This window comes from Cryptosporangium phraense, from assembly GCF_006912135.1.
GTDB classification, from domain to species: domain Bacteria; phylum Actinomycetota; class Actinomycetes; order Mycobacteriales; family Cryptosporangiaceae; genus Cryptosporangium; species Cryptosporangium phraense.
This window is the reverse complement of the sequence record NZ_VIRS01000037.1, coordinates 16,681-41,616: the sequence shown is the minus strand read 5'-3', so window position 1 is coordinate 41,616 and position 24,936 is coordinate 16,681. Positions and strand designations below refer to the sequence as shown.

Below are 24,936 nucleotides of genomic sequence, written 5' to 3'. Positions count from 1 at the left end.
CCGATGACTTCGTACCCGGCCATTCGTGTCCGATCCGGCGCCGGGGCCCCGCCCCGGCGTCCGGACGGCGAGCGCTACCGGTTCGAGCTGATCGACGGTGGTGGACGCTGGCGCGTCTACGCCGACGAGCGCACGGACCTGGTGGCCGAGCTGATCCCGGGCTACGCGGACCTGGACGAGCCGGCGCGGTCGGACGCCCGGCGCGACGGGTTGGTGGGTGCGCAGATCCTGGCGCAGGCGCGGCTGGCCGCCGACACTTCGCGCTGCACTCCGGCGCAGCGCGAGGTGTTGCTGGGGAGCCGGGAGACGCCACCGGTGCTCGACGAGGACTGGACGGCGCCGGTGCCGCTGGTGCTGATCACCGGCTTCTACGCGCCGCTCGGCGCGCTGCCCCGCCCCGGGGGCGACGTCATCTGGCTCGACTCGGAGACCGAGGAGTCGTACCTGCGTGCGCTGCGGCTGACCGGAATGGTGGTTCTGGCCGAGCGGGTCTGAGTGTTGTTCCTTTTGACCGGGAAGGGGAGTGCCTGGCGTGGGGATGCAGGTCTCTCCCGAGGTGGCGAAGTTATTCCAGGTCCTGACCGGCGAGGAGTGGCCGGACGCGGACGAGGACGCGCTGTTCGAGATCTCGCGGGCCTGGACCCGGGCCGCCGACGGGGTCGAGCACGAGTTGCTGCCCGAGATGGTCGCGGCCGTCCGGTCGGCCCAGCACCAGTTCAACGGTAAGGGCGCGCTGCGGTTCGCCGAGACGATGGCGTCGTACACCGTCGAGGAGCCGTACTACTTCCAGGCCGCGGTCGAGCAGTTCCGGACGCTCGCGCAGTTCGCCAACAAGACCGGGTTGCAGGTCGAGTACGTCAAGCTGATCTCGATCCTGTCGCTGGTCGAGCTGCTGATCGAGATCGCCTGGGCGATCGCGATGGCGTTCTGGACCGGCGGCGGCTCGATGGTGTGGCTCGCGGCCCGGTACGCGATCTTCCGGTTCCTGCTGAAGACGATCCTCGGCCGCTTGATCATGAAGATCCTGGCCTCGGTGACGTTCGGCGTGCTGCTGCAGGTCGCGATGGACGTCGCGGCGCAGGCGATCCAGTTCGCCAAGGGGCACCGGACGCAGTGGGACAGCGAGGCGACGCTGCAGTCGGTGTACGTCGGGCTCATGGGTGCGGCCGTGTCGTTGCCGCTCGGCCCGATGTCGAAGCTGTTCGAGAAGGGCCTGTCGACCGCGCTGCAGAAGATTTCTCGTCGGGCCGTGCCGGACAGCGTCATCCAGGAGGCGGTACTCAAGGCGTCGAAGCACCTGGACGAGGTGGGGAACGAACCGCTGGAGTTCGTGTCGCCGAAGATCGTCAAGACGCTCGACTCGGTGTTCGGCGAAGCGGTGGTCGAGGGGTGGGCGAAGCACGCCGGGAAGTCGGCGACCGAGATCGTGCAGGAGTCGCTGCACGAGATGCTCACCGAGACCCTGCTGCAGGGGGCGATGGGGCAGGGCTGGGAGGTCAACCCGTTCTCGGCGACGGCCGGTGCGACGGCGGGGATCGCGAGTCAGATCGGTGAGGGGCTAGGGCACGCGCTCGGCCCGACGAAGGGCCACGGTCTGGGCCCGTCGGATCCTGATCGGAAGCCGTTGCTGGGTGGGGATGGGTCGACCGTCGACGAGTCGACGACGGGTTCCTCCTCGACGACGGGTTCCTCCTCGACGGGGACCGATTCGGACGCGTCGACGCCGCCCCCGTCGTACACGGACGAGAAGCCGCCGACGTACGAGGGCGGGCCGGTGCCGTCGAACACCGCCGACGAGACGGCGGAGAAGGCCGCGTCGGACGTGCAGTCCGCCTTCGACGAGGCGTTCAACGGCTTGCCGACCACGTCGTCGGACACGACGGAGGGTTTCGCCGACAACTTCGAGGAAGGTCCCCCGACCACCCAGACCACCACCGGAACCCAGACCACGACCGGAACCCAGACCGGCACCGGAACCCAGACCGGCACCGGAACCCAGACCGGCACGGGGACGCAGTCGACAGCGATCACGACCGGCTCCCAGACCGGCGTACCAGTCCCCGTGCCCACCAGCAGCACGGTCACCGCCCCGACAACGGGGACGTCGACAGGGTCCACCTCCACCGGGACGGCCTCGACCGGGACGGCCTCGACCGGGGCGGCTAGTACCACCTCGTCCACGGCCGTCCCGGGCGGTACGCCGGCGAACGATGGCCCTTCTCAGGGTGAGGCAACGGGCTCGTCGAACACCACGTCGTCGACAGTCCTCCCGACCGGCACACCGTCGACCACCTCGGCAACCGGCACCCATTCGACCGGCGCACCCCCGAACACCTCGCCGACCAGCGCCTCCTCGACCGGAACGTCCTCCACGGGAACGCCCTCCACGGGCACCGGAGCTACGAGCACGGGATCCACCGCGAGTGGCGTTAAGGCGGGGTCGACGACGAGCGTCACCCCCACTCCGGGATCGCCCACGTCGGGAACTGCCACCAGCCCGCAACAGGTGACCACCTCCAACACGAGCCCGACCACGACCACCTCCACGACCCGAACGCCCACGACCGTCTCCACGACCTCCACTCCGACGGGCACCAACCCAGCGACCTCCGACCTGCCATCGACGACGTCGGCCACCGACTCCACACCGGCCGAGTCCACGGCCCCGCAGTCCTCTGACGGGAAATCGGCTTCCACCTCTCCGACGATCACCGAGCCAGCACCGGCTCAGGCGGCGGCGCCGGGCACCTTCGTTACGTCCGACGGGACGTTCCGGGCTCCTCCCGACGCGTCGGCATCCGACTTCGTCGTGGCGGTGCCTACCACCGGCACTACCTTCGAGGCATTCCAGGCCGCGGCCACCTCCCAGGTCGGCGGCAACACACCGGAGCGGGTCGTCCTCGCTGCGCAGACCGACCCGACCGGTAAGCCCATCCCCACGCCCCGGGCTTATGCGGCGTCGCTCAGCCGGATCAGCGACACCGAGGTCGTCGCTCTGGTGCAGCCTCGGCGCGGTGCCCGCGGTAGTGATCCGGTGTGGACGGTGTTCCCCCGGTCCGGGCCCCCGCGTGAGCTCGGCCCGGTCACCTCCTCCACGGCCACCCCCTCCACCTCGACGCCAACCCGCCCAACCCCTGCCCAGACGCCAATTCCCGCCCGAACACCGGCCTCCGCTCAAACGACGCCAACTCCCGCTCAAACGACGCCAACTCCCGCTCAGACGACGCCAACTCCCGCTCAGACCCCAAACACCTCTCAGACGGCGGCTCCCGCCACGACCTCCACGACCTCCTCGACGCGCCTCCCGGGCGACTCTTCCCTGACGACTCCGACTCGAACGCCGTCGACGACGGCGGCTTCCGCGGTGAGCGCTACCCCTACTCCGAGCCTCGCGCGAGACGGGCGCTCCGACGATCCGCTCACGAGCCCCGGCACGCCGGACGCCCCGGCCGCGACACCGCTGGGCAGCGACCCCACGCGTCCGGACGGGCACGTACTGGGTGGGCCGGCCGAGTCCGCGATCTCCGCCGGCCTGCCGGGCGACCCGTCGGCCTACACGTTCGTGAGCCACGGCGACGGCGCGAACCCGCGCACCGCCGACGAACTCGTCGCCGCGATCCGGCGTGTGCGCGACCCCGCCGACACGCGGCCGATCCGCCTCGTGATCTGCGGCGTCGGTAGGGGCGGTGTTCGGTCGGTCGCGGCCGAGGTCTCGCGTCGGCTGCGGGTGCCGGTGCTCGCGCCGAACGGGACCGTGTTCCAGTCCCGCACCAGCACCGCTCCGCAGTTCAACGGGTTCGTGGCCGGGACCACGGTCGACGAGTCCGGTGAGATGCGGCCGGTGCTGCCGGCCAAGGGCGACTGGGTGCTGTTCTCCCCGGACCTGTCGCTCCCCCCGACGAGCATCGGCCCGACGCTGCCGGTGAACCTCGCCGCGACGATCGGCGACGCGACGGTCGCGGACACCGTCGGGCTGCCGGTCAGCACGCCGACCCAGCCGGTCACGGCGAACCCGTACGTCCCGCTGACGCACGCCTGGGCGTCGTGGGCGCCGACCGCCCGGGGCGGCCCGCGCCCGACCGCGGTCGTCCAGCTCGACGGTCACGGGATCCCCAACCTGGGGAACTCGGTCGTCCTGAACAGCGCGCCGGTCACCGCGTTCGTCCTGACCACAGTGGACGCCAACGGCGTGCCGCGCACCGGGGGGCGCAACGGCCGGGTGGTGGCGTCGACCGCGCGGCCGTCGGTGATCCCGCCGGGGCAGGTGCTGCTCACCGTGCAGGTTCCGGCCCGGACGGCGGTCCTGCCCGCGGCTACCCGGGCGGCGGTGCCGGGGGATTCCGTGCCCGGTCCGGCGGTCGGCAACCAGCAACTTTGGATTCCGCTCGGGCGCCGGGGCGACGTCACGACCAGCGAGATCCGCCAGGCCCCGTCGGCCGTCTCGCGCCGGGGCGCCGTCACCCGCCTGCCCGCTCCGGCTCCCCTCTCCAGCTTCACCGCCACCCTCGCAACGGCCCCGCCCCCGGCTCAGACAGCCCCCGCGCCCACAGCTCCCGCGCAAACTGCGCCCGCGCCCGCGGCTCCTACGTCGGCCGACGCGACGGTGCCGGACACGACGACGGCGGACGCCGAGAGCGTGTCGGACGAGCGGAAGAGCGAGATCCGGGAGCAGCTGACCCAGGAGTTCGGGGACGCGGTCCCACCCAAGCGGATCAAACCCGAGGAGAAGCACGCCGACGGAACGGTCCGGGTCAACCCGTTCTTCGTCCCGCTCACGCAGATGACCCCCGAGCGGATGCTCCAGAGCAAGACCGCGACCTGGCTCTACCTGGTCACCGAAGACGGCGACGTCATCCTCGGCAGCGAGGACGGCCGCCGCCTGATGGGCGACGAACAGTTCTACGAGCTGCTCGCGGCGATGCAGGAGAAGGATCCGAAGCTCACCGAGGTGGAGCTGACCCAATCCCTGGTAGGGCTCGGGCACACCGGCCTGGCGGTCGCGTTCGACCGGAGCACCGGAACGTCGGAGCCCGGCCTGGGGCGGGCGGCGGGGGAGTTCCGGTGGGATCCGGACACCGAGTCGTGGACCGTGAACGACAAGTCCGGCCGGTACATGAGCGACTCGGTCCGCCCGGGGCTCGACCGGGACGTCGCCGCCGGCTGGCTCGGCAACGTCGCTCAGCGCTTCGGCGCCCACCTCGGCGTCGATGTAGTTCCCCAGCAGCTGAAACACTCCGCGGCCCCAGCGCCGGCCCCGGCCAAGAAAGACAAGAAGAGCAAGAACCCGGAGCCCACCGCCAAAGAGCCCGGGCCGATCGCCCCGGTCGCCCCGGAGACCGACGCCGCCCTGCGGCCGACCTACGGCGACGCGGTCCCGCCGAAGCGCGTCAAGAGCGAGGAGCAGTACGCCGACGACCTCACGGTCCGGCCGAACCCGCTGTACGTCGGGCTGGACGAGATCAACCCCGAGCGTCTCGTGCAGGACACCGGCGCGGTGTGGCTCTTCCTGGTCACCGACTCGGGGGAGGTGATGCTCGGCAGCGAGGACGGTCGGCGGATCGTCGGCGAGGAGCAGTTCTACGACCTGCTCGACGCGATGCGCGAGAAGGACCCCGACCTGACCGAGGCGACGCTCACCCAGTCGCTGATCGGCCTGGGGCATACCGGCCTGGCGGTCGCGTTCGACCAGTCCGGGGTGTCGGCGCCGGGGAGGGGCCGGATCGCCGGGGAGTTCCGGTTCGACCCGGCGATCAACTCGTGGACGGTGAACGACAAGTCCGGCCGGTACATGAGTGAGCAGGTCCGGCCCGGGCTCGACGCCACCGCGGCCGCCGGCTGGCTCCAGAACGTCGCCGACCGCTTCAGCACCCGCCTGGGCCTCCCGGTAGTCCCCCAACAACTCAAACACGCCGCCCCCGCCGTCACCCCCCTCGGCCCCGACGGGCACGTCGTCGGTGGGCCGGCCGAGGCCGACCTCGCGGGCTCCCTCCCACCCGACCCCGACTCCTACACCTACGTCTCCCACAGCGGCGAAACCGCCACCCAGATCGCCGACCGCATCCGCCGCCTCAAATCCCCCACCGACACCCGCCCCATCCGGCTCGTCGTCTGCGAGACCGCCACCACCGGCGTCGCCGCCGAGGTCGCCCGGCTCCTGCAGACCGACGTGCTCGCCCCGGACGGCATCGTCTTCCAGTCGACGACCAGCCAGGCCCCCCAGCACAACGGCTTCGTCAGCTCGATCCAGTTCCGTCCGGACGGCACCCTCGCTCCCGACGTACCCCCGAACGGCCACTGGATCCTGTTCACCCCGGACGGCGACAGCACCCCGCTCGGCCCGACGCTCCCGGTCAGCATCACCGACCTCACCGGCCCGTCCCAGCCCGCGCCCGACGACGCGACCACCCAGGAATGGGCCACCTGGCTAGGCGCCGGCGTCCCCTACGCCCAACTGCCCTGGATCCTCTCCGACCCCGGGTTCCTCGGCTCCAGCATCCGCACGGTCGGTCTCCACAACGGCGACGCGATCCGAATGGGCATCGTCGAGTACCTGGACACGCTGAACCTCGGCCCCGACCGGGCCCGTCTCGAGGACCTCATCAGGACCCAACTCCCCGACCACGTCCTCCGCGACGGCGTCCGGGACATGGTCAACGGCCTCGGCTTCCGGGTCACGATCAATCCGAACGAGAACGGATCGCACCGCGACCGGTCGTTCGAGCTGGTCCTCTCGGCTCCGCCGCCGGCCGCGGCCACCGGCGGCCGCACGACCGCGTCCGCGTCCAGCGACCGGACGGCCGCGAACGACTTCGTCGAGGGCGGCAACCTCGACCGCCGGTTCCCCGAGCGGTCGCAGCGCGCGGTCGCCCAGAGCGAGTCCGCGACCAGCGGCTGGACCGCCGCGCTCGGCTTCAGCGAGGTCGCCCCGGCGCCGAACCCGGCGTCGGCCGGGGTCAAGGTCGGCGGCATCGTGTCGGTGTTCGCCCAGTGGAGCAACCGGCTCCGCCGGGCGGTCGCGGCCGCGTCCGGCTACCGCCGCAACGAGGAGATGACGTTCGCTCCGGTCGGCGACGGCCCGGGCCGCTCCCAGGCGGTCGACGCGACGCTGGCCCTCACGGTCACGGTCAACACCCGGGCCGCCGACGGCGTCAGCACGACCGGCCGCACGAACCCGGCCACCATCGACGCCGACGTGACGTTCGCGCTGCCCAACGACCTCGACAGCGCGGTGCGGCCGGTCCCGGCGCCGGGCCACGTGGCTCCGGCCGGTGGCTACAAACTGCCGTCGACGATGGTCGTCGAGAACGTCGTGCTCGCCCAGACCCCGTCGCCCGGGCGTCCGGACGGGCTGTTCGACCGGTTCCTCGACATGCTCCCGCCCGGCTTCCGGAAGATCGGCAGCCCGCACCGCGACCACGCGCTGGAGTTCCTCGGCGAGATCGGCCGCAATCTCGAACCGCTCACCACGACCGGTTACTCGTCGGACAAGATCGTCTCCAAGGGTGACGGCAGCGCGTTCGGCCTCCGCTCCACCACCCGTGGCTACGCCACGTTGACCGCCACCGTGGGGACGCCGACGCTGCTGGCGACCGGGCGGACGTCCGGGCGCCACGAATCGTCGCTGCGCAGCTTCGTGAGCAGCGCGTTCGGGCGGTCGGGCGACAAGAGCAGCAGGATCACCGTGACCGGCGGCCCGATCATCGGGTTCGCCGAGGCGGCGAACAACCCGGCCGCGTTCGGCGTGTTCGGCTTCGGCCCGAACCTCAGCGCCGACACGTCCAGCGGGCAGTCCGACAGCCGCGGGTTCGTCTCCCGGGTCGACACGAAGAGCAAGGTCACCGGCGACCTGCTGCTCTACGAGATCCCGCTGACCGTCGACGGCCAGGTCCACCGCGACGCCGACGCCGGAACCGTGCAGAACCTGGGCGCGGTGAAGGCCCGGGTCTGGATCACCCCGGCCGACGCGCGGGCGCTGGGCTATCCCGACGTCCCGGCCGCGGCCCCGTTGCCGGCCGACCCGGCGGCGACCCCGAACACCAACCCGTTCGCGCCCCGGGTCGGCAACTGGCAGCCGATCGGGCTGTCCGACCTGCGCGAGGTACGGGGCAGCCAGCAGCTCTACGACGCGGCCGTCCAGGCGGTCACCGCGGTCGACGCCGACCTGCTGCCCCGCGACGGCCAGAAGCCCACCCGGCTGCAGCTGCGCAACCAGGCCGCGCTGGTCTCGAAGGTCACCGAGTCGGCGCTGCGCGGCTCATTCCACACCCTGCGCGGCGAGGGCATCACGATCCCTCTCAAACGTCCGTCGTCGTTCACCCGCGGGTTCGTCTCGAACTCCTCGACGGTCCTGGTCACGGTCAAGGCCCAGCTGCCGAACACCGCGCCCACCTACCGCGGGCCGGTCGCCGGGACCCAGCTCGAGCAGGTCGTCCAGAACCTCGACCGGGACGCCCGCGGGGCGAGCGTCGGCACCGGCTGGCGGGCCGGGTTCGCGTTCGAGCTCGGTGCCCGGACCGGCTGGCACCATCGGATCCGCGGGTTCATCGTCCGGTTCGGACCCACGTGGTTCTACCGGCGGGGCCGGGGGATGGGTGGCGTCACCACGCTGACCGGCGGTCACCTGGAGAAGTACGACGGCACGCTGCACGAGTACACCTCCGACCTGACGTTCTCCATCGACGTCACCACACCGAACCGCCCCAGCGGAATGGCCGCGCCGTTCCGCGGCATCGGCAACCGGGTCACCCCGACGCAGGCGACGTTCCCCGCGCCCGCGGCCGCGCCGGCCCCACCGCCCACCACCCTCACGATCCCGGACGCGCTCCGGATCGCGGTCCCGCCGGTCAGCCGGGCCTTCACCCCGCCCGGCCTGCCGACCGCGGCCCCGACCGTCGAACTCCAGGACCAGACCCCCGCCCCCACCGACACCAATCCGGACGCCTTCACGCTCGACGGTCCGTTCCTTCTGGACGACGTCCACACGCCGGCCGAGGTCACGACAGCGGCCGAGGTCGCGCTGGCCCAGTCGGTCACGGTCGAGCGGACGCCCGGCACGCACCTCCTGCGCCCCCAGCGGATCCGCTCGCTCCGCGGCCTGGGCAACTTCTGGAGCGGCTGGAAACGCGGCACGATCGACGGCCAGAGCGGCCAGCGCTACACGTTCGACGCCTCGCCGCTGACCGAGCCGGGCACCCCGTCCCAGACCGCGATCCTCGACCGCCTCACCCCGGACGCGATCCGCTCGGCGATCCAGGAGTACCTCGACGGCGACGGCACCCCGACCGACGTCCTGCGCAAGGGCCACCTCACCGACCTGCTCGGCTCGCTGACGATGACCGCCGAGCTCTCCGACCCGCACATCGTCAGCGAGACCGACGCCGGTGGCACGAACCCGGCGCACAACCTGTACCGGTCGGACGACGTCAGCCACCAGTCCGACACCTCGCAGCGGCGCGACAAGGGCGTCGACGTGGCGGTGATCGAGTCGCTGGCCACCGACATCACCGGACGCGACAAGAGCCGCCCCCGTGACGTCCACCAGGCGCTTCCCCGGGCCCAGCAGGGGTACGCGCAGGGGCGGTCCGACCGGTCCGAACGCGAGGTGAGCCTCACCGAGGCCCGCCGGGACGTGCTGGAGAAGCAACCGACGAGCCGCCTGCTGGCGACGATCACGCTGACGTTCACCGGTGAGGTCAGCACCCCGAACCTGTTCGGCGGCAAGACCACCGAGACCGTCACGACCAAGGTCACGATCCCGGCCGGTGCGCTGCTCAAGGTCAGCCGGGCCGAGGCCGACCGGATCATGCAGCAGGTCGCCGACCAGCGCGAAGAGGCCCTCTACACGGACGCGGCGAACCTGTTCACGGAGGACGACGGCATCCCGCTCGTCCCGCTGAACACCCCGGCCCCGTTCACCCCCGCGGTCGGCAACGGCCGCCGCCCACCGCCCTACCTGCACCGGATCCTCGGCCTGTCCAACGTCCGCGACTCGAAGCGGCTGGGCGAGACCGAGACGCTCACCGCGCTCGGCCAGGGCACCGCCCCGGTCCCCGAGCGGCTGCGCTCCGACGTCGTCACGAGCGTCCAGAAGCTGACCGGCAAGCGCCGGATGCGCTCCGGCGCCCAGGCCCTGTTCGACGGCGGGATGAAAGACCACTTCACCCGGTCGGGCTGGCTCTGGGACGAGAAGGTCACGGTCGAGCTGGTCGCGGTCCCGAGCAACACCCGCGGTACCGGCGGCACCCCGGCCGGCACCACCACGTCGACGTTCACCGCGTCGTCGATCATCAACGAGATCACCGCGATCAAGCGGCGGTTCTTCAGCGGCTCGGCCGGCCTCGGGTACCTCGGGGGCGCCCGCCTGACCGGCGACAACGGCCTGCAGGCGATCGGGCCCGACGTCCGCGCGGGCGGGAACGTCGGCGTCCGGGAGACGTCGGTACGGGACACCGAGATCAAGGGGACGTCGGAGTACGCGGAGAAGTCCGGACCGACCGAGGGGTTCGTCTCCGACCTGCAGTACCAGGTCAAGGTCACCAGCCGCCGGGTGCCGAGCCGGCTGGGCCTGACGCTCGGCGTCGGCCTCCGGTCGGCGGACCGGTCGTGGCGGGTGCAGCGCTCGGAGAGCGGGCCGATCGACAAGGCGGACGCGCTGACCGTCGCCGTGCCGACCTCGCTGGCCAACAAGCCGGTCGCGCTCGACAACGCGCTCGCCGACGTCGGGGACGCCGGGCGGTTCCAGCCGGCCCCGCCCGCGAGCCGCCCGAAGGCCACCCGGCCCGCGCCCGGCACGTCGTGGACGTTCCCCGACGGCATGGACTTCCGGATCGAGGGCGGCCACGGGGCCAAGGTCCTCCGCGACCTGATCGACCGGGCGTTCTCCGGGCCGCCGCCGGCGCGGGTCGGCAAGCGCCCGCCGGGGTTCGTGGGCCCGCTGCCCGCCCCGCAGCCGGTGGTGTCCGCGCTGACCGACGACCCCGACACCGCGCTCGTCCTGGACGAGCTCACCGACGGTGGCGTCTACTCCGCGCTGCTCGGGGCCGCGCTCACCGGCGACGGCGTCGACCCGGGGACGATCTTCCGGGACGGGCTGTTCAGCACCGAGCTCGGCGACTTCACGATCGAGGCCCGGCTGCGCGACCGGCCGACGCTCGTCGACACCACCGACACGCTGGAGCTGGAGAAGCAGTCCGAGGACGGCAAGGCCCACCGCGTCGGCACCGACCGCGGGCGGGAGACGTTCGTCGAGGGCCGGGTCGTGGCCCGGACCGGCGAAGTGCTGCCCGCGGAGGCCCAGCGCAACCCGCTCGACACCGGCCGGCACGAGCCGTCCGGGAGCGCCGGACGCCAGACCGCCGGCCAGGAGAGCACCTCGCAGACCGGCGGCCTCGGCGACGGGCGCAAGGGCAAGCACAAGGGTGCGTCCTATCTGTACGCGTCCGACGTCGAGCTGACGATCCGGCCGAAGCACTCGCAGCGCACCGCGATGGTCGAGACCGCCCTGCCCGGCCAGGCGATGTCGGTGGTGATCCGGAACGGGGCGCTGTTCCGGGTCTGGGCGGCCGACATGGAGCAGCTCGGCCTGAACGGCTGGCCCGAGCGGCTGGGCAACCCGGAGGAGATCCCGGCCACCGCGATGCCCCCGAACGTCCAGGCGTCGGTGACGCCCGACGGGGCGATCCGGCTCGCGCCCGGGGCCCCGCCGGCCGTGCCGCTGCCGCTGCTGGGGCTTCCCTCGGACGGCACCGCCCGGCTCACGGTGGCTCCCGGCGTCAGCGACGCCGACGTCACGTTCTTCCTGGGCCAGCTGGCCGCGCCGCCGACCGTGATCACGTTCGAGGGCGGGACGGCCACCCCGTCGGCGTTCCCGGCGCCGGTCGCGATGCCGCTGACCGTCCCGCCGGGGGCCGACGCGGCTCGCGACCCGGGCTGGAACCCGGTCCCGGCCGAGGTGACGTACCAGCCGGGCCAGCCGTTCCCGTCCTCGACCGGGTTCCGCGCGACGACCGGCTGGCTCACCGCGGGCCACGGGATCACCCCGGTCGACGGCCGGCCCGGCTCCTACCAGATCGCGGGCTTCGGCGGCATCGTGCTCGACGCCACCACCACCGGCTTCACTCTCCGGACGCCCGATGTCGTCCAGCGTCCGCCGATGGTGGCCAACCCGGGCGGGCCGATCGTCCTGATCGAGGCCTCGGCCGACCCGGCGCTGCAGCAGCGCCTCGACGACGCGGCCGAGCACCTGCTGGCCCACCTGACGCCCGACCTGGCCGACCTCGCGCACGTCGCCCAGGACGGGGACATCACGACGTCGGCCGAGTGGACGGCCACCCGCGGCGGGGCGCCCGCGCTGCCGGCCGCCTTCACCGACCCGACGACGAACCGGACGCTCGACGACCTCGACGCCGACCCCGCGTTCCGCGAGGCGAACACCTGGCTGGCGAACGTCGGCCGCGACCTGGCCGGGGTCGTCGACCTGACGCAGAACCCGATCGTGGTGCCCCAGGCGGTCACCGACTTCCTGGCCGCGCACGCCGAGCTGCAGGCCGCACTGACTCAGGCCCAGAATGCCGACGCCGCCACCGCGCAGGGCGCGCTCGACCGGCTGGACGCGGCCCTGGCCCAGTACCCGGCGGCCCACCGGGGCCTCGACCAGGCCCACGGGGCGATCACCAACCAGCTCGACGAGTCGGTCCGGATCGACCGGGACATCGACCAGGGCGAGCTCGGCCGGGCGGTGACCGCGGTGCACCAGGAGCTGGCCGACGCGACCGCCCGGCGCACCCGGATCCAGGCCGCGGTGACCCAGCGGCACGCGCTGCGCGCCCCGAGCACCCGGCTCACGACCGTGCTGCAGGACGCCGGGACCGACGTCACCGACGCGCAGACCCGGTCCGACGCGGTCGACGCGCTGCAGACGACCGCGACCGACCTGCGGAACGAGCAGGCCCGGCTCGCCGACCTGGACACCCGTATCCGCAACGCGGTCGTGGCCCCGGACGCGGCCGCCGCCCAGCTGCAGACCGACGCCCGGGCCGCCCGGAACCAGCTCAGCCGAGACATCGCCGCCGCCGCTGCCGCGTCGGCCGCCGCGACGACTTCCGGCGGGGAAGGCTCCCGGGGCGTCACGCTCAGCGACAGCGACCCGGCCGACCTGCCGGTCGTCACGCTGTCGCCGACCGACCGGCCGCTGACGACCCCGTTGCCCCACGGCGGGATCGCGCTGGTCACCGCCCAGGAGGTCACCGACCTCGGCCCGAACCCGGTCCCGTCCAGCGACCCCACGATCCTCACCGTCGCCGTCCACGGCCGCGGCGAGAACGTCCGGGTGCCGCTGACGGAGCCCGACGGCAGCACCCGCTTCGTCCTGCTCCCGCCGGCCGAGCTGGCCGGCTTCCTGACCCGCCGGGGCGCGCTCACCGGCAAGCGCAGCATCACGCTGCTCTCCTGCGGCACCGGCGCGATCACCTCCCGCTTCGCCCAGCAGCTGGCCGACGTCACCGACCTCGTCGTGCTGGCCCCGCAGACCGACATCCGCGTCGGCCCGGACGGCATCCACACGGCCGGCGGCGTCCCCTGGGTCGCGTTCCCGCCCAACGCCCTCGACGGCGAGGGCTTCGACACGCTCAACGATCTCGACGCCGGCGAGCTCGCCGCCGCCGACGCCAACGGTCGCTCGGAACAGGTGACCACCGACGGAATCCACGCCGACGGCTTCGACCCCACCGACCCCGACGCCACCGCCGAGCAGCTGATCGCCTGGGCCCGCAGTGAGTCCGTGCTGCCCTACGGCCTGCCCGACGCCGATCCGGACGTCGACGGCCGCGGCCCGACGCTCGGCCTGGAGCTCGAGTTCGACCTGCCCAGCTCGCTGACGCCGGCCCAGCGGCGGGAGACGCTCGACCGGATCGCCGCCGACCTGCACCGCTTCGGCCTGACGACGTCGGCCGAGATCGGTGAGTACCACACCGCGAGCGCCCGCGGCTACACCGCCGACCGCAACGGCTGGAGCCTGGAGCGAGACTCCACGGTGGACGGCGAGCTGGTCTCGCCGATCCTCAGCAACACCCCGCAGGCCTGGCGGGACGTCGCGCTGGCCACCGCGATCCTGCGCCGGCACGGCGCCAGCGCGACCGCGTCGGCCCGGGCCGGCGGCCACATCCACGTCGGCGCGGACTCGCTCGTCCGGGACGGCACGCCGCTGATCTCCACGGTCGTCGCGCTGGAGAACCGGTTCGCCTCGCTGCAGGACGTGCTGTTCCGGCTCGGGACGACGCCCGGCCACCGCTACCACCGGGGCACCCGCTGGACCCACGCGCTGACCGAGCCCTCCGACGGCTACGCGATCGTTGACGACGGCGACGCCCACCTGACCCGGCTGACCAGCTACGACGGCGACTCCAGCCACAACGCGCTGAACCTCGGCTCGATGCGGACCGCGCTCACGCTCGGGCGGCTGCTCGGCGTCAACGCCGGCCAACACGTCGAGATGCGGCACTGGGGCGTCAGCCTCGACGTCGGCGTGATCGAGCTGCAGGCGCGCATCAGCGCGGCCATCCTCCGCGCGGCCGAGACCGACACCACGACGCACCCGTTCCAGGCGCTGGGGGAGCACGGCCCGGACGCCGACGGGCAGGCCGCGATCGACGCGATCACCGCGCTGTTCCCGGACGGCCTCGGCGAGCGCGCCCGGGCGCTGCTGGAGTCCTGGGTCAGCCAGACGTCCTGGCAGCCGGCCCTGCCGAACGACGCGACCGGCTACCGGAACTTCCTCGCGGTCGGCCCGGCCCGGCCGTCGAGCTCCGAGCACGACCGGTTCGACCAGTTCGCGTCCCAGCGGGACGGCACGACCGTGGTCGTGCGCGGAACCACCCCGGCCGCGGTGCGGTCGTCGCTCGAGCAGTTGCACCGGAGCGCGCCGGACCTGCTGGTGATCTCGGCCGATCGGCCGGACACCGACACCGACCGGCAGGCCGGCCACTCGGGCCAGAATCCCTGGCCGACGATCGCGCTGCGCCCCTACGACGGACCGCCCGGGCAAGGCGGGGGGCTCATGGCGCCGGACGGCACCGAGTGGTACCTGGCCCAGGAGAACGGCGAAGGGCCGGGTCTCGGTCCGGTGCTCACGCCGGAGATCGCGGCGAACCTGCCCGCGCGCCGGTTCCCGGGCGTCACGCTGCCGGACGGGTTCCGCGACGAGGGCGGCGCGGTCTACGGACCCGGGACGGTCGGCACGCCGGTGCTCGGCGACGGGGTGACGGTCGTCGCGGCCGGTCCGGAGTCGGTCGGCGCGGTGTTCGACGCGATCTCCGAGGACGGCGACCGGCTCGTCGTGCTGACCGAGCCGATCGGCGTCCACCGCTGGGGGGAGGCCCGGGCGCTGGCCCGGAACTCCGGCGCGACCGTCACGCTGCCGGTGACCGGCGGCGCCTGGCTGGTGATCCAGCCGGACGGCAGCGCGCACGTGACCGGGGCGGCCCCGACCGCCGGGACGCTCCGGCCCGCGCCCGGGCTGCCGGCCACCACGCCCGACGAGGCCTTCGGCCTCCCGGACGGCTTCACCCGGCAGGACGGAACGTTCTGGGCCGGCCCGCCTGGCGTCGACCCGCTGGGCTCCGGGACCGCGGGGCCCACCGTCGTGGTTCCCGCCACCGTCACCGATGCGGACGTCAGCGAGCTGACCGCGTTGTTCGGGACGGGCACCGACCAGGCGCTCGTCGTCGCGCCGGACGGGATCCCGGATCCGGGTGGGCTGGCCGCGCGCACCGGCGTCCGGGTGTTCTCCGGTTCCACGTTGTACTTCCCGGAGGGCGTCGGGCCGACGCTCCCGGCCGGCGCCACCCGGGCCCAGATCGAGGCCGCCTCGGCCGCCGCCCGCTGGGGTCGCACCCCGCGCCCGCCGGGCGTCCGGGCCACCGGGCCCGTGCTGGTCGTCGGCGACGTCGACCCGCAGGCGCTCACCGAGTTGCAGCGGTTCGCCGGGGGCCGCACCGGCGTGACCGTGCTGGCCGGGCCCGGACTGACGCCCGACCAGGTCCTGAGCACGTTCGCCGGACATCCGCTGCCCGCCGACACGCTGATCGTGCACACGGCGCCGACGAGCGATTCGCCGACCTCGGTCCCGGACGGCGTCACGGTGGCGACGGAATCGCCCGACGGCGCCCGGTGGCAGCTGCACACCCCGGCCGGCCCCACCACCGTCGACGGGCCCCTGGGCTACCGGACGGTCGGGCTGCTGGGGCTGCCCGCTGGTGTTCAGCGGGAGGGCGGCTTGATCTGGTCGGGGCGGGCCCCGTCGCCGGAGGTCCGGGCCGCGGCCGACGCGCTGCTCGCCGACGGCGTCCCGTTCGTCGTCGTGGCGGACTCGCTGACCGGCCTCGCCGACGTCACCGAGCGGCTCCCGCGCGGCGGGCGGCCGCCGGTCGCGCTGCTGTCCGGGGTCGAGCCCGACGCCGCCTCCCTGCGCGAGATGGGGGCGATCGGCCGGCGGCACGGCACCGCGGTGTTCCTGCACCTCCCGAGCGACGACGGCTCGCCCGGCGCCTGGACCGGGTACGGCCCGAGCGGCGACTCGGTGTCCGATCTGGAGGACTTCGAGACGCTGACCCCGGAGACGATCGGCCGGGTGCTCGACCACGTCGGTCAGCACCCGGGGGCCGAGAACTCGCTGGGCGGCTGGAGCGCCCACGGCCCCGGGACACCCCCGGTGCTCACCGGCTGGGACGGCCTCGGCGCCGACGTCACCCCGGACCTGCTGGTCGAGTGGGTGCGCCAGACCTCGTCGCTGCCGTACACCGCGCCGGCCACCGACGGCGCCGGGCCGCCGATCGCGCTGAGCCTGGGCGTTGACGTCGACCCGGCGCTCCTCGACGGCGAACGGGCGATCCGGCTGGAGCGGATCGCCGCTGACCTGCGGCGATTCGGGCTCGACGGCTGGTCGATCGACCCCGAGACCGGCGTGCTGACCTCGCCGAGCCTCCCGAACACCGCCACGGCCTGGCGCGACGTCGCTCTCGCCCTGGGGGTCGTCCGTCGCCACGGCGGCGTCCCCGGTGGCCGGACCGACACCGCGATGACGCTCACCGAGCCCGGTGACCTCGCGACCAACGTCGACGCGCTCCGGGACGAACTGTTCCGCCTGGGCACCGCCCCGGGCGCCCGGTACCACCGGGGCCCGGCGTCGGCGCGGATCGAGCCGTCGGACGGCCCGGTCACGCTCAACGTCTGGGGCGGCAGCCTGGATATCGGCGTGATCGAACTCCAGGCGACGATGACCCGGGGCCTGGCCACCGGCCCGACGCCGGCCACGGCCCGCGACCTGCTCCCGGACGGCGACCCCCGCTCGGCCGCGCTGTTCGACTCCTGGTTCGCGGCCACCTCCGCCCAACCCACGCTGCCGGACGGCGCCGTCGGCTACGGGGCCTTCCTCGACCTCGGCGGGAGCGAGGTCGACGCCGACGCGATGCAGGCGTTCACCGAGTTCGCGTCGAGCCGCCCGGGCCCGACCGTCCGCTCCACCGCCGGGGCCATCGCCGCGCTTCCGCCCGACGACCTCCGCGCGCTCTTCCCGGACGCCGACCCGGCCCGCCCGCCGGTCGTCATCGTCGACGAGGAGGTCGGCGCGGACGGCCAGGCCGCGATCGGCGCCGCCGCGGTCGCGCTGAACGCCGTCGGCGGGGTGCTGATCGCCCAGCGGGACGCCCCGTTCGCGCTGCGCGACTACACGGCGACCGGCCCGGCCACCCCGTACGGCCGGGAGTGGTACGTCGTCCGCGGCAACGGCCTGGGCCCGAGGCTCGGGACCGCGCTGAACCCCGACACCACGCTGCCGCAGTTCCGGCACGACTTCACGCTGCCGCCCGGCGTCTACGAGCAGGGCGGCACGCTCCGGGTCGGCCGGACGCCGTCGTTCGACGTCCCCGGCGATACCGTCGTCACGGTCGGGCGCATCTCGCCCGACGCCATCAGCGCGGTGTCGGCGCTCGCCACGCCGGGCCTCCGGGCCGTGGTCACCGAGCGCCTGCCCCGGTTCCGCTGGACCGAGGCCCTCACGTTCAGCCGGGCCGCGAACGTGCCGGTCGCGATCTCGTCCACCGCGAACCCGGACGGCCCGTGGACCGTGATCCGGCCCGACGGCACCGCCGCCACCGCGCCGACCCTGGCCGACGTCGAGACGCTCGACTTCTCCACGGCCACCCCGCTGACGCTCGGCGATCTCGTCGATCTCCTGCCCGGCGTCTCGATCGAGCACGACGCCGTCTGGCTCGGCGACCCGGCCCGGACCCGCCTGGGCCTAGCGGTCCCGGGCGCACCGGAGCTGACGATCGTCTCCCAGCCGGCCAACCGTCGCGGCCCGGGCGTCGACGACCGGCTGAACACGATCACCGACGTCCGGGCCGTGGCCGGGAACCGGTGGTCCGACGCCCTACTGGTCTTCATGGGCGGCTACGGGGCCCAGAACCTGCCGACGTTCACCCAGTGGGCCACCCGGAACGACGTCCGGGCGCTGATCGCGGTGGTCGCCGACGACGCCACGCCGAACCCCACGCCCCCGGCCCCCGGCGACGTCACCGCGCCGAACACGGCCCGATGGATGCTGCTGCAGCCGGACGGCTCCACGATCACGCTGTCGACCCGGACGAATCGCGCGACGATCGACGCGGTCACCGCACCGCGCTACGGCCGCGGCCCGTTGCCGTCCGGGTTCCGGGCGTCCGGCCCCGTGGTGGTCCACGGCGACGCGCCCGCGCCGGAGAACGTCGTGCAGGCCGCGTCCGCGATCAGCCGCTACCGGACCGGGCCGACCGTCGTGCTCGGCGAGGACGTCACCGACCTCGGAGCCGCGCTCGGCCGGGTGGCGGCGGCGTTCCCGGACTCGGCGCCGACCGTGTTCGTCGGTGCTGCGTCGAGCGAGGTCCCGGGCGCCCGCGAGCAGGACCTGGCCCGGAACTCCGGCGTCGGCCTGACGTTCCGGCACGGAGAGACCTGGACCCACATCACCCCGGCCGGCGAGATCGAGCGGATCGACGGGCGCGACCCGGAGGGCAACCGGATCTCGTTCACCCAGGGCTGGTTCGGGTTGACGGCCGAGGTCCCGGTGGGCTCGGGCGTCGTCTGGGTCGGCGGGCATCCGTCGTCGCCGCAGGCCCGGAGCGGCTATCAGGCGCTGGCCGGCGCCGGCGTGCCGTACGTCGCCGTGCTCCCCGACGACGCGGCCCCGGACGACGTCGGGGTCGTGCTCGAGGAGATGCGCCGGGGCTTCGCCCCGCACGCCGGGGCGGCGGTCCAGCCGCTGGTGGTGGTGCCCGGTGAGGCCACGACCGCCGACATCGAGGCGGCGAACCTCGAAACGGTTGCGCGCGAGCACCACGTGACGCTGGCCGTCCGGAACCGGAACGGGACGCACTGGGAGGTGTTCACCCGCCACGGCCACCTGACCGTGCCGGGCGGAGAGATCCTCACCCCGGGGACGGTCGCCGACATCGTGGCCCACGACGTGAGCGCCCCACCCCCCGCGAGCGCCCCACCCCCCGCGAGCGCCCCACCCCCCGCGAGCGCCCCGGAACAGACCCGTCCGGGCGCGTCGGCCCACCTCGACCGCCTGGCCCGGCAGGATCCCGGGCCCCGCGAGGCCCCGGCTCCGGCCCCCGCGGCCCGGCCCCTGCCGAGTGGCGTCCGGTCCAACCCCGACGGCACCTACACGATCGGCAACCCGCCCCCCGGCGCCTTCGCCGACCTGGCCGCCAGCCACCCAGGCCCGCTGGTGATCATCGAGACCTGGAACGAGAGCACGATCGAGACCCTGGAGGAGCTGACGCTCCAGGGCACGCCGTTGGTCGTCAGCCCGAACGTCGCCGGGATCCACCTCTGGGACGTGCTCCGCGAGTTCGCCCAGAGCACCGGCCAGCGCCTCGCGGTCGCCCACGTCGACCACACGCTGATCCTCCACCCGGACGGCCGCTTCCACTCCGTGACCGAGCCGCTGACCCGGGACAACGTCCAGTTCCCGGCCACTCCGCAGTGGACGCGCAACCTCCCGGCCGGCGTCGTCCACGACCGCGGGGCCCTGTGGACGGGCGAGGCCGCCACCATCCACGCCGACGTCCCCGACACCTGGATCCAGGCCCCGGGCGACCGGCCGGTCGTCGTCACCACGAACGCCGACCCGGACGCCCTCGACGACCTCGACCTCGGCGTCCATCGCCGGGACACGCTGGTCGTGCTGCTCGGCGGCACGCCGGAGGTCGCCGGCCCGCTGGCGGTCGACTCCGGGACGACCGTGCTGGTGCCGGAGAGCGGCGAGATCTTCACCCCGGACGGCCGTCAGGTCACCGACGTCGCGCTCGAACTGGCCCTCCCGGCCCCGGCGGACTTCGGCCTACCGCCCGGCGTGTTCCGGCACGGCGACGCGACCCACGTCGGCCCGCCGCGCCCGATCCCCGACACGATCACCCACCACGGGCCGGTGGTGTCGCTGAACCCGCGGGGGTCGCTGCGGAACCTGGTCCGGCTGATGTCGCACTTCGGCAGCCTCCGGACCAGCGCGCTGGTTCTCGACACCGACGGCTCGGTCGCCCCGCTGGCCGAGAGCCTCGGCGTCACCCAGCAGACGATCCCCGGCGACCCGCCGGCCGAGCAGTGGACCGACGTTCCCGGGACGCTCCCGGAGGGCTTCGACCCGGCGAGCCCGGACGCCACTCCCGAGCAGCTCATCGCCTGGGTGCGCAGCGAGTCCGTCCTCCCGTACGGCAACCCCGACACCGACCCGGACGTCGACGGCACCGGCCCCACCGTCGGACTGGAGATGGAGTTCGTCTTCCCGCCGTCGCTGTCCGAACAGGAGCGGGAGGCCCGCCTGGCGAGCATCGCCGCAGACCTGCACCGCTTCGGCCTGAGCCGACGCTCGACGGTCGGCAGCTACCACGCGGCCAGCAACGCCGGGTACACCACCGCGCGCAACGGCTGGAGCCTGGAGGAGGACTCCACCGTCCACGGCGAGCTGGTGTCGCCGATCCTCAGCAACACCCCGCAGGCCTGGCGGGACGTGGCCCTGGCCACCGCGATCCTGCGCCGCCACGGCGCGATGGCCCGGACCTCGCCGAACGCCGGCGGCCACATCCACGTCGGCGTCGACGACCTGCTGCGTGACAGCCCGTCGCCGACCGTCGCGGTCGTCGCGCTGGAGAACCGGTTCGCGGCGATGCAGGACGTGCTCTACCGGCTGGGCAGCACGCCCGGTCACCGGTATCACCGCGGTACGAGCTGGACCAACCCGCTGACCGCGCCCTCCGACGGCTACGCGATCGTCGACGACGAGGCGACCGAGGCGCACCGGGCGCGGTTCGGCCGCGGCACGAACCGCGAGGACGCGCTCAACCTCCGCCCGCTGCGCAACGCGTTCAACAGCCCGGTTCCGTCGCCCGGTCAGCACGTGGAGATGCGGGTCTGGGGCGCCAGCCTGGACATCGGCGTCATCGAACTGCAGGCCCGGATCAGCGCCGGCCTGGTCGGGTCGAGCACCCCGGCCGGGGACCTGCAGCCGCTCGGCCATCACTCGCGTCAGGATCCGGCCCCGACCGACCAGCCGGCCCGGGCCGCGATCGGTGGCGTCCTCCGTGACGGCGGCAGCGCCCGCACCCGGGCCCTGCTCGACTCCTGGATCGCCCAGACCCACTGGCAGCCGACGCTGCCCGACAACGTGGCCGGCTACCAGAACTTCCTGATGATCGGCGGTTACCGGAACGCGGGCGACGCCCACGGCCGCTACGACGGCTTCGCCGCCTCCCGCACCGGCACGACCGTGGTGCTCCGCCGCGGCCTGGAGGACTACCAGGACGAGCTCACCACGCTGCACGAGAGCGCGCCGGACCTGCTGGTGGTCGTCGACAGCGTCGACAACATCGGCGTCGACAGCGCGCGCTGGTCCGACCTGTCGGGCACCCACCCGTGGACCACGGTCGCTCTGCGCCCCTACTCGGGGCCGCCCGGCGAGGGCGGGCTCACCGCGCCCGACGGCACCGAGTGGTACCTGCCCCAGGAGAACGGCGAGGGTCCCGGCCTCGGTCCGGTCCTCACCGCCGAGGCGGTGGCCGAGGTTCGGACCCGCCGGTTCCCCGGCGTGCGCCTGCCGGACGGCTTCTGGGACTCCGGTACCGCGCTGTACAGCGTCGGTGCGGCCCAGAACCCTTCGGTGGACGCTCTGGCGACGGCGCATCCCGGGCCGACGCTGGTCGTCGCCCGGCCGGACGGGCCGCTCTCGCTCTCCGACGCCGTCACCGAGCTGCGCGACGCCGGGCGGGGGGAGCCGCAGATCGTGCTCACCGAGCCGATCGGCGTCCACCGGTGGGGGGAGGCCCGCGAGCTGGCCCGCGAGTCCGGCGTGCCGGTGACGCTGGCGGTGGACGGCGAGACCTGGCTGACGATCCAGCCCGACGGCAGCGCCCCGGGCATCAGCGCGACTACTCCGGACGACGCGTTCGGGCTGCCCGACGGCGTGACCCGGACCGACGACGGGACCTTCTGGGTAGGCGAGCCCGCGCCGACCGTCCCGCCGGCCGCGCGGGGCGAGGGCACGTCGATCGTCGTCACCGATCCGTCGGCCGCCGCTCTGGTACCGGACCTGACCGCGCTGCTCGGCACCGGGCGCGACCGGGCGCTGATCGTCCTCGACGGCCCCGCCGCCACGCTGAACGCCGCCGACCTGGCCGCCACCACCGGGGTACGCGTCGTGGCTCCGAGCAGCGCCGGGCTGACCCTGCACTACCCCGAGGGACTCGGCCCCGACCTGCCGGCCGGCTCCACCCGAGCCGAGATCGAGGCCGCCGACGCCGCCACCCCGCAGGGCCGGACGCCCCGCCCGCCCGGGGCGCGGGCCACCGGCTCGGCTCTGGTCGTCGGGGACATCGACCCGCGGGCACTACCCGCCCTGCAGGCGTTCGCGGGCGGCCGCGCGGGCACCACGGTCCTGGCCGGCCCGGGCCTCACCCCGGACCAGGTCCTGGCCACGTTCGCCGACCAGCCGATGCCGGCCGGCACGCTGGTCGTCCACACCGCACCGACCGCGGACGCGCCGACGTCGGTCCCGCCCGGCCTCACGGTCGCGACCGAGTCCCCGGACGGCCCCCGGTGGCACCTGCACACCGCCGAGGGCAGCGTCGCGCTGCCCGAGGGCGGCCTGGGCCACCGGTCGCTGGGGCTGCTGGGGCTGCCCGCTGGTGTTCAGCGGGAGGGCGGTCTGATCTGGTCGGGCCGGACGCCGTCGCCGGCGATCCGGGCCGCGGCCGACGCGCTGCTCGCCGACGGCGTCCCGCACGTCGTCGTCGTCACCGGGGACGACGCGCTGGAGACGGCGGCCGAGATCGCCGAGCGGCTCGATCAGCTCCCGGCCTCCGACCGGCCGTCGGTCTTCCTGTTCACCGACGTCACGCTCGATCACGACCAGCGCCGGACGGCGGGCGCGCTGGCCGGGCAGTACCGGCACGCGTTCCTGCGCGACTACCCGGACCCCGACGACGGCCCATGGCGCGCGTTCGAGCCCGGCGCGGCCGACCACTACGACATGCCGAGGTTCTCGTCGCCGGCCCCGGACGCGGTGCGTCCGCTGCTCGACCGCATCGGAGAGCGCCCGGCTCCGGCGCCGTCGGCCGCGCCGCCGATCGACGGATGGAGCGGGCACGACCGCCCAATGCCCTCGCTCGCCGACTGGGACGGCACCGGCACCGACGTCAGCGCGGACGTGCTGGTCGAGTGGGTGCGTCAGACGTCGGTGCTGCCGTACTCGCCGCCGGACGGCCACGCCGACGGCACCGGCCCGTCGTTCACGCTGGGCCTGGGCGTCGACTTCGGCCCGGGCGTCCGGACGCCCGAGGGCCGGCTGCGGCAAAACCGGATCAACCGCGACCTGCGCCGGTTCGGCCTCGACGGCTGGACGTTCGACGAGGGCACGTTCACCTCGCCGACGCTGACCAACACCGCGTCGGCCTGGCGGGACGTCGCCCTGGCGCTGGCGATCGTGCGCCGGCACGGCGGGATCGCGACCCCGGGCAGCCAGACCGAGGTCTCGGTCGGCGTCGAGAGCCTGCTCTCCTCCGGGACCGACCCGATCGACGGGCTGATCGCGCTGGAATCGACGGCCGCCGGGATGCAGGACACGCTCTACCGACTCGGCACCACGCCGGGCACGCGATTCCACAGCGGACCGGGCCGCACCGCCCCGCTGAGCACGCCGCCGCCCGGCGACCGGGCCGCCCAGGAGCGGCGCCTGCGCAACCCGGAGGCGACGTCGTTCTTCTCCCAGCCCGCGCTGGGCTTCGCCCCGGTGCTGGCCACGCTCAACACCGACGACGACGCGTCGGTGGCCGGCGACGTCAGCTCGGAGATCGACCCGGCCGAGTCGGTGGTCAGCGCCAGCGTCACCGGGGCCGTCCGCACGACGACGCCCGGGGAACGGGTCGACGTGCGGTTCTGGGACGGCAGCCTGGACATCGGCGTGATCGAGCTGCAGACCCAGCTCAGCCGGGGCCTCGTGTCGAACACCGACCCGGCCGCCGACCGCGGAGCGGCCCAGCCGGTCGGCGACCACGCCCGCCGGAACGCCCCCCGCGACGACCGGGCCGCGTTGGAGCAGGTGAGCAACCTGCTGCCGGACGCCCGCACCCGGGGCCTGCTGACCGCCTGGTTCGCCGCCACCCGGTGGCAGCCCGCGCTGCCCGACATCGCGATCGGCCAGGGCACGTTCCTGGAGGTCGGATCGCTCGGCGAGGCCACCGAGCACCACCAGCGACGCTTCGCGGAGTTCGCCGGGCAACGGCCGGGGGTCACGGTCAGCACGATCGGCCGGTCGTTCCCGCTGATGTCCGACGAGCAGATCCGCGCGCTGTTCGCCGACGCCACCCCGGACGCGCCCCCGCTGATCGTGTTCCGCGACGAGGACGGCAT

Annotated in this window: 2 protein-coding genes (1 of these 2 only partly in view); both read left to right on the top strand. The window is 74.1% G+C overall.

The genetic code is table 11. The annotated features are described in order from the left end of the window. Positions 1–3: 3 nt before the first annotated feature. On the top strand, positions 4–495 hold the full coding sequence (locus FL583_RS33790; protein ID WP_142708959.1) for a gluconate 2-dehydrogenase subunit 3 family protein: 492 nt from the start codon (positions 4–6) through the stop codon (positions 493–495). 61 nt (positions 496–556) lie between these two features. Continuing rightward, positions 557–24,936, top strand: partial view of a WXG100-like domain-containing protein gene (locus FL583_RS40520; RefSeq protein WP_170324006.1) — the 5' portion only. Its footprint extends 12,952 nt past the window's final position; only the first 24,380 of its 37,332 coding nucleotides appear in the window; its start codon is at positions 557–559; its stop codon lies beyond the right edge, outside the window.